The sequence below is a fragment of the Crenobacter luteus genome, from assembly GCF_004345725.1.
Classification (GTDB): Bacteria; Pseudomonadota; Gammaproteobacteria; order Burkholderiales; family Chromobacteriaceae; genus Crenobacter; species Crenobacter luteus.
In genome coordinates this window covers 211,255-218,636 of record NZ_SLXG01000002.1, presented here as the reverse complement: position 1 = coordinate 218,636, position 7,382 = coordinate 211,255, and the positions used below count along the sequence as shown (strand labels likewise).

Genomic DNA, 7,382 nt, shown 5'->3' with positions numbered 1-7,382 from the left:
ACGCCAACCTGACGCGACAGCAGGATGTGCTCGCGGGTCTGCGGCATCGGACCGTCAGCGGCCGAGCACACCAGGATCGCGCCGTCCATCTGGGCAGCACCGGTGATCATGTTCTTCACGTAGTCGGCGTGACCCGGGCAGTCGACGTGCGCGTAGTGACGGGTAGCGGTCTCGTACTCGACGTGCGCGGTGTTGATGGTGATGCCACGAGCCTTTTCTTCCGGCGCGCTGTCGATCTGATCGTAACCCTTGGCCTCGCCACCGAATTTCTTCGACAGAATGGTGGTGATAGCAGCAGTCAGAGTGGTCTTACCATGGTCAACGTGACCGATGGTGCCAACGTTTACGTGCGGTTTGGTCCGCTCGAACTTTTCCTTAGCCATGGCAAATTCCCTGAATCCGATACAAGGTTAAGCGATGGTGCCCATGGGCAGAATTGAACTGCCGACCTCTCCCTTACCAAGGGAGTGCTCTACCCCTGAGCTACATGGGCCCTTAAACAGGCAATTACGCTTGGAGCGGGTGAAGGGAATCGAACCCTCGTCGTAAGCTTGGAAGGCTTCTGCTCTACCATTGAGCTACACCCGCCTTTACGATTTAGAGCACCTCTGCTTCAGTGCCACGCCAAGTCGTCAAAGTAATCTGGTGGAGGGAGAAGGATTCGAACCTTCGAAGGCAGAGCCGTCAGATTTACAGTCTGATCCCTTTGACCGCTCGGGAATCCCTCCTGAAAGAGACCCGAATATTATAGATCGACCCGAATGTCGTCAACACCTTTTTGCGAGAATTTTCGGCTTTTCTGCAGGAATTCAAGCAAAACGCCCTGTCGTTCGACAACACGACAGGGCGTTCGCTTTCGGATCAAAGACTTAGGCCTTGCCGCTGATCACCAGGTATTTCTGGTACAGCTCTTCCTGGGTCTCCGGGTGGCTCGGGTCGAGCGGGATACAGTCGACCGGACAGACCTGCTGGCACTGCGGTTCGTCGTAATGGCCAACGCACTGCGTACAGAGGTTGGGGTCGATCACGTAGATCTCCTCGCCCTGCGAAATGGCGTTGTTCGGGCACTCCGGTTCGCACACATCGCAGTTGATGCATTCGTCGGTAATCATCAGGGACATGGACGGATTCCTTCACACTACTATCACGGACAGCCCGTGATTCTGGCAGCCGTCAACAGCGACGGCAAGCGCAATCGTTCATTAGCTTATTCCACACCGGGGCGCAACAGTACGCAGTGCACCTGGCCTGCGCGCGCCTCGCGGACGACGTCCCAACCCTCCAGCGGCGGCAGCCGGCGCGCCTCGCAGTAGAGCTGCCCCCCGTCGGCCAACAGCGCCCGCACGCGGGGCAGCACCTCGGCCAACAATTCGCTGTCGAACGGCGGGTCGAGCAGGATCAGGTCGAAGCGTTCGCGGCAATGCCTTATATATGTCTGCGCGTCGGCTTCGACGACCTCGATCTCGCTCGCGCCGAGCAGGCGCTGATTGGCGCGCAAGGCGGCGACCACCGGCCGCGACTTTTCGACCAGCACCACCCGCCGCGCCTCGCGCGACGCCGCCTCGAAGCCGAGCGCACCGCTACCGGCGAACAGGTCGAGGCAGGACCAGCCGTACAAGGACTGACCCAGCCAGTTGAACAGGGTTTCGCGCACCCGGTCCGGCGTCGGGCGCAGACCGGGCTGGTCGGGAAAGGACAAGAGGCGGCGGCGGTAACGGCCGGCGATGATGCGCACTTGGTTGCGTGTCGCGCTCATGGGCACTCCAGACGATGATGAGGCCGGCAGTTTAGCGCGTCATGCCGCCCGGCTCACCCGGCGCGTCGAGACTCGTCGGCCCGACGACGACGGTGTCGAGCCGCGCCGGGTCGAGCCGACGCCGCCACGCGTCGCGCACGTCGGCGACGGTCAGCGCGGCGATGCGCGCCGGATAGTCGCCGAGGAAGGTCAGCGGCAGTTCGTAGCGGCCGATCACGCCCAGATAGCCGAGCAACTTGCGGTTGCTGTCGAAGCGCAGCGGGAAGCCGCCGACGATGTTGGCCTTGGCCTGCGCCAGTTCCGCCTCGCTCGGGCCGTTCGCGACGAAGTCGGCGACGGTGGCGCGCGCCACCGCGAGCGCCTCGCCGACCTTGTCCTTGCGCGTCGAGAACGCCAGCTCGAAGGGGCCGGCGCCCTCCAGCGGCGCGAGCGAGCTGGACGCGCCGTAGGTCAGGCCGCGCCTGTCGCGCAGCTCGCGCATCAACCGCGCGTCGAAGCCACCGCCGCCGAGCACATAATTGCCGGCCATCAGCGCGTAATAGTCAGGATCGTGGCGGGTGATCATCGGCAAGCCCATCACCACGTGGGCCTGGCTGGCCGGATGGGCGATCACGCGCAGGCGGCCAGCCGCCTGCATCGACACGCCGGGCAGCGCGGCCGGCGCCGGCCGACCGGTGGGCAGGCCGGCGAGCAGACGCTCGGCCAGGCGCTCGGCCTCGGCGCGCGTCAGGTCGCCGACGATGGCGACCACCGCCGACTCGGGACGGTAGTAGGTGCGCCAGAAGGCCAGCAAGTCGGCGCGCCCGATGCGGCGCAGGCTGTCGGCCGACAAGCGGGCCCCCAGCCCGTAAGGATGGGCGGGGTACATCAGCCGCGACAGTTCGCGGCCGGCGAGAAAGCCCGGGTCGGTCTCGCGCTGGCGCAGGCTGTCGACGCTGCGCTCGCGCTCGCGGCGGAGCACCGCGTCGGGGAAGGCCGGGCGCGCGACCAGCTCGGCCAACAGCGCGACTGCCGGCTCGCGCACCTCGGGCCGGGCGAGCACGCGCAGCGTCAGGGTGGCGCTGTCGGCGTCGACCGAGCCGGACACGCTGGCGGCCAGATCGGTCAGCTTCTCGCGCACCGCTTCCTCGCCGAGCGTCGCGGTACCGGCGTCGAGCAGGCCGAGCGTCAGCTCGGCGACGCCAGGCTTGTCGGCCGGGTCGCGCCGGTTGCCGGCGTCGAAGCTGAGCTGCACGTCGACGATCGGGTTCTCGTGCGCCGCGACGAACAGCACGCGCGCGCCGCTGGCGGCGCGCCAGTCCTGGATCTGCGGCGCGGCCAGCGCCGGTAGCGCGAGCAGCGCGAACACAAGGGCAGTCCAACGGGGCGTCGGCTTCATCGGCTCACCTCCTCCAACTTGGCCGAGGCAGCGGGCCGGCCTTTCATTCCCTGGGCGAGCAAGGTCACGACGGTCAGCTTGTCGTCGACCAGCAGGCGGGCGGCACGCTGCACCGCGGCGGCGTCGACAGCCTGCAGCCGCCGGTTCATTTCGTCCTCGGCTCGCCATGAAAAGCCGAGGCTCTCGAGCGCGCCGATCTGCATCGCCTGGCCGAACATCGAGTCGCGTTCGAACACGCGACTGGCCTCGAGCTGACGCCGCACACGCGCCAGTTCGGCCGCGCCGACGCCGTCCTTCGCGATGCGCGCGACCTCGGCCTTGAGCGCCGCCTCGAGCGCGTCGAGCCCGACGCCGGCGGCCGGTACCGCGGTCAGCGTGAACAGCGCCGCTCCGCGACCGAGCGGGTCGTAACCTGACGAGGCGCTGAGCGCGATCTTCTTCTCGCGCACCAGCCGGCGCGGCAGGCGCGCCGCGTCGTGACCGTCGAGCAGTTCGGACAGCACGGACAAGGCGTAGGGGTCGACATCCGTCAGGCTCTCGAGGCGCGGCACCGGCCAGGCCAGCGTCAGGTAGGACAGCTCGGACGGCGCCTTGACCGTGACACGCCGCATCCCCTGCTGCTCCGGCTCGCGCTGCTCGCGGCGCTCGGGCAGGGGGCGCGGCTTGAGCGCGCCGAACTGCCGGCGCGCCAGCGCGATCACCGCCTGCGGGTCGACGTCGCCGACTACCACCAGCGTCGCGTTGTTCGGTGCGTACCAGTCGCGGTACCAGGCCCTGAGGTCGTCGGCCTTCATATTGCGGATGTCGTCCATCCAGCCGATCACCGGGTGACGCGCCGGATTGGCGACCAAGGCGCTGGCGTACAGCGCCTCGTGGAGCCGGCCGGTCGGCTGGTCGTCGGTACGCCAGCGGCGCTCCTCCCTGACCACCTCGATCTCGCGCCGGAAAGCCTCGTCGTCGACGACCAGGTTGACCATGCGATCGGCCTCCAGCTCGATCGCCAGCGGCAGCTTGTCGGCCGCCAGCTGCTGGAAGTAGACGGTGGCGTCGCGCGAGGTGAAGGCGTTGTCCTGGCCGCCGGCGGCGGCGATGCGGCGCGAGAACTCGCCGGCTGGCACCTTGCGGGTGCCCTTGAACATCATGTGCTCCAGCAGGTGCGACAGCCCGGTGCGGCCGTTGACTTCGTCGACCGAGCCGACGCGGTACCACAACTGCGACACCGCGACCGGCGCGCGCGCGTCGCGCCGCACCACCACCTTGAGGCCGTTTGGAAGCGTCGCCTCGACCGTTTCGGCCGCCGCCGTCGCCCCGCTTGCGGCGAAGACCCCGGCAGCCACGAGCTTGTGCCAGTTTTTCATAGGCTTATTGGGAGCATCCCGGTAATTGACGATACAATTGCACCATTTTCATCGAGTTGCTTGACTCCGGATTCGCATGTTTAGTTTCTTCAAGAAGAAAACCCCGCCCCCCGCCCCCGTCGAGCCGGCCAAGGAAGAGCCGGCCCTCCCCGTCGCCGGGACGACGGTCGAAACCGCTCCGCAAGCAGCGCCGGCCACGCCGCTGGAGCCGCCCGCCGTCGCCGTAGCGGCCGCGCCGGAGCCCGTCGTCACGCCCGAGCCGGCGCCCGTCGAGAGCGCGCCGGCCAAGAAACCGAGCTGGACCGAGCGGCTGAAGGCCGGCCTGTCCAAGACGCGCGACAAGCTCGGCAAGTCGCTGGCCGGCCTGTTCGGCGGCGGCCAGATCGACGAGGACCTGTACGAGGAGCTCGAAACCGTGCTGCTGACCGCCGACATGGGCGTGCCGGCGACCACCGGGCTGCTGAAGGACGTACGCGAGCGCGTCACGCTCAAGGGTCTGAAGGACGCCAGCGAGCTCAAGGGCGCGCTGAAGGAGTCGCTGCACGAACTGATCGCGCCGCTGGAAGCGCCGCTGTCGGTCGAAGGCCGCAAGCCCTTCGTCATCATGATGGCGGGGGTGAACGGCGCGGGCAAGACCACCAGCATCGGCAAGCTCGCCAAGTACTACCAGTCGCAGGGCAAATCGGTGCTCTTGGCCGCCGGCGACACCTTCCGCGCCGCCGCGCGCGAGCAGCTGATCGCCTGGGGCGAGCGCAACAACGTCACCGTGATCGCCCAGCAGGGCGGCGACGCGGCGGCGGTGTGCTTCGACGCGATCCAGGCGGCGCAGGCGCGCGGCATCGACATCGTGCTGGCCGACACCGCCGGCCGCCTGCCGACGCAGCTGCACCTGATGGAAGAGATCAAGAAGGTCAAGCGCGTGATCCAGAAGGCGATCCCCGACGCGCCGCACGAGATCATGCTGGTGCTGGACGCCAATATCGGCCAGAACGCGATCAACCAGGTCAAGGCCTTCGACGACGCGCTCGGCCTGACCGGCCTGGTGCTGACCAAGCTCGACGGCACCGCCAAGGGCGGCGTGATCGCGGCGATCGCCAAGGAGCGCCCGGTGCCGCTGCGCTTTGTCGGCGTCGGCGAGAGCATCGACGACCTGCGCCCGTTCGACGCGCGCGGCTACGTCGACGCGCTGTTCGACTGAGCGCGCCGACCGCGCCGCCGGACCGGCCGAGCCCGGCGGCGCCCGCTCCCGCTCGGCCAACCCGTCAACCCGCGACCTTCCCCGAGGCCCTCATGATCCAGTTCGATCAGGTCAGCAAACGCTACCCCGGCGGCATCGACGCGCTGAAAAACCTCTCGTTCACGATCGCAGCCGGCGAAATGGTCTTCCTCGCCGGCCACTCCGGCGCCGGCAAGTCGACGCTGCTGAAACTGGTCGCCGGCATCGAGCGCGCCACCGCCGGCAACGTGCTCGTCAACGGCCAGAACCTGTCCAAGCTGCGCGCCAGCCAGCTGCCCTACGTGCGCCAGCACATCGGCCTGGTGTTCCAGGACCACAAGATCCTCTACGACCGCAGCGTGCTCGACAACGTGATGATGCCGCTCGACATCATCGGTTACGACCGCCGCGAGGCGCTGCGTCGCGTGCGCGCGGCGCTCGACAAGGTCGGCCTCGCCGGCAAGGAGAAGACCGCGCCGATCCGGCTCTCCGGCGGCGAGCAGCAGCGGCTGTGCATCGCGCGCGCCGTCGTGCACCGTCCGGCCATCCTGCTGGCCGACGAACCCTCGGCCAACCTCGACCGCGCCTACGCGCTCGACATCATGGAGTTGTTCAAATCCTTCCATCAGGTCGGCGTCACCGTGCTGATCTCGGCGCACGACGAGACGCTGATGGAAGACTACGGCCGGCGTATCCTGCGCCTTCGCGAAGGACAGTTTGCCTCATGAAACACTACCTCTACCTGCACTGGCAAAGCGCCAGGACCGCGCTCGCCAAGCTCGTGCGCCAGCCGGTGGCCAACCTGCTGTCGCTGTTGATGCTATCGATCGCGCTAGCGCTGCCGATCTCGCTGTACCTGACCGTTTCCAGCCTGCAGGACTGGATAGGCCGGCTGACCGCGACGCCGCAGATCACGCTATTCATGGAAATGAGCGCCGAGCCGGCCGACCACGCCGCCGTCGACGCCACGCTCAAGGCGCACCCCAAGATCGCGTCCTACCAGTTCGTCAGCCGCGCGCAGGCGCTGGCCGACCTCGAGGCGCGCCACGCGCTCGCCGGCGTCGCCGAGGGACTGGACGGCAACCCGTTGCCCGACGCCTTCGTCGTCACGCCGACCTCGCTCGAGCCGGACGCGCTCGAGCGGCTGCAGAAGGAGCTGTCCGGCCTGCCGATGGTCGCGGAGGCGCAATTCGACGCCCACTGGGCGCGGCGCCTGTATGGGCTGATGGCGCTCGGCCACCATCTGACCCTGGCGCTTGCCGTCGCCTTCGCGGTCGCGCTGGTACTGGTCACCCACAACACCATCCGCATGCAGATCCTCGCGCGCCGCGACGAGATCGAGGTCGCCACGCTGATCGGCGCGCCGGACAGCTTCATCCGCCGCCCCTTCCTCTACCACGCGTGCTGGCAGGGCCTTTTGGCGGCGCTGATCGCCTGGGGCCTGTCGGCGCTGTTCGTCGCCAACGCCAACCCGGCGATCCAGGAACTGGCGCGACTGTACAACGAGCAGGTCGAGCTGCGCGGCCTGGCCCCGCGCGAGCTCGCGCTGCTGACCGCCGGCGCCATCGCGCTGGCCGCCATCGGCGCACGGCTGGCCACCCGCCAGCACCTGCGCCAGCTGGCGCCGCGCTGAGCCGACGCCCGTACGGCACGGCATAGCCCTGCCCTATCGGC

8 protein-coding genes and 3 tRNA genes are annotated in these 7,382 nt (G+C 68.1%); 3 read left to right on the top strand and 8 right to left on the bottom strand.

Annotated features, from left to right (window positions below; genetic code table 11):
* The 8 genes from EV683_RS02565 to EV683_RS02530 all read right to left on the bottom strand — a co-directional run.
* On the bottom strand, nt 1–383 hold a 383-nt coding region (locus EV683_RS02565; protein ID WP_207910381.1), incomplete at its 3' end, for a GTP-binding protein.
* Nucleotides 384–418: 35 nt separating this feature from the next.
* Nucleotides 419–493, bottom strand: a tRNA-Thr gene (locus EV683_RS02560).
* A 21-nt stretch (nt 494–514) separates the two neighbouring features.
* A tRNA-Gly gene (locus EV683_RS02555) sits at nt 515–588 on the bottom strand.
* Between the two features lie 55 nt (nt 589–643).
* Nucleotides 644–728: transfer RNA gene (locus EV683_RS02550), tRNA-Tyr, on the bottom strand.
* A gap of 141 nt (nt 729–869) precedes the next feature.
* The gene (locus tag EV683_RS02545; RefSeq protein ID WP_066613907.1) at nt 870–1,121 is read right to left on the bottom strand and encodes a YfhL family 4Fe-4S dicluster ferredoxin; all 252 of its coding nucleotides are present in this window, start codon (nt 1,119–1,121) and stop codon (nt 870–872) included.
* Between the two features lie 86 nt (nt 1,122–1,207).
* Entirely contained in the window at nt 1,208–1,756 is a 549-nt protein-coding gene (rsmD, locus tag EV683_RS02540; protein WP_131861732.1) for a 16S rRNA (guanine(966)-N(2))-methyltransferase RsmD, read from the bottom strand.
* Nucleotides 1,757–1,787: 31 nt separating this feature from the next.
* Nucleotides 1,788–3,134 (bottom strand): M16 family metallopeptidase, encoded by a 1,347-nt coding sequence (locus EV683_RS02535; protein ID WP_131861731.1) that lies wholly within the window; start codon nt 3,132–3,134, stop codon nt 1,788–1,790.
* A complete protein-coding gene (locus EV683_RS02530) occupies nt 3,131–4,492 on the bottom strand; it encodes a M16 family metallopeptidase (RefSeq protein WP_066613914.1) in 1,362 nt (453 codons plus the stop codon). Before EV683_RS02530 ends, EV683_RS02535 begins: the two co-directional genes overlap by 4 nt.
* Before the next feature lie 76 nt (nt 4,493–4,568).
* On the opposite strand from EV683_RS02530, the gene ftsY reads away from it, so the two are divergent.
* From ftsY to ftsX, 3 genes are all read left to right on the top strand, one after another.
* On the top strand, nt 4,569–5,690 hold the full coding sequence (gene ftsY / locus EV683_RS02525; protein WP_131861730.1) for a signal recognition particle-docking protein FtsY: 1,122 nt from the start codon (nt 4,569–4,571) through the stop codon (nt 5,688–5,690).
* Between the two features lie 92 nt (nt 5,691–5,782).
* Nucleotides 5,783–6,436, top strand: coding sequence for a cell division ATP-binding protein FtsE (gene ftsE / locus EV683_RS02520; protein WP_066610019.1), 654 nt, complete (start codon nt 5,783–5,785; stop codon nt 6,434–6,436).
* A complete protein-coding gene (ftsX, locus tag EV683_RS02515) occupies nt 6,433–7,341 on the top strand; it encodes a permease-like cell division protein FtsX (protein ID WP_131861729.1) in 909 nt (302 codons plus the stop codon). The genes ftsE and ftsX overlap by 4 nt, the downstream gene beginning before the upstream one ends.
* Nucleotides 7,342–7,382 lie beyond the last annotated feature (41 nt).

Excerpts from the sequence above, each read along its gene's own strand:
- EV683_RS02545 (WP_066613907.1), bottom strand. The coding sequence starts at position 1,121 with ATGTCCCTGATGATTACCGACGAATGCATCAACTGCGATGTGTGCGAA.
- rsmD (WP_131861732.1), bottom strand. The coding sequence starts at position 1,756 with ATGAGCGCGACACGCAACCAAGTGCGCATCATCGCCGGCCGTTACCGC.
- EV683_RS02535 (WP_131861731.1), bottom strand. The coding sequence starts at position 3,134 with ATGAAGCCGACGCCCCGTTGGACTGCCCTTGTGTTCGCGCTGCTCGCG.
- EV683_RS02530 (WP_066613914.1), bottom strand. The coding sequence starts at position 4,492 with ATGAAAAACTGGCACAAGCTCGTGGCTGCCGGGGTCTTCGCCGCAAGC.
- ftsY (WP_131861730.1), top strand. The coding sequence starts at position 4,569 with ATGTTTAGTTTCTTCAAGAAGAAAACCCCGCCCCCCGCCCCCGTCGAG.
- ftsE (WP_066610019.1), top strand. The coding sequence starts at position 5,783 with ATGATCCAGTTCGATCAGGTCAGCAAACGCTACCCCGGCGGCATCGAC.
- ftsX (WP_131861729.1), top strand. The coding sequence starts at position 6,433 with ATGAAACACTACCTCTACCTGCACTGGCAAAGCGCCAGGACCGCGCTC.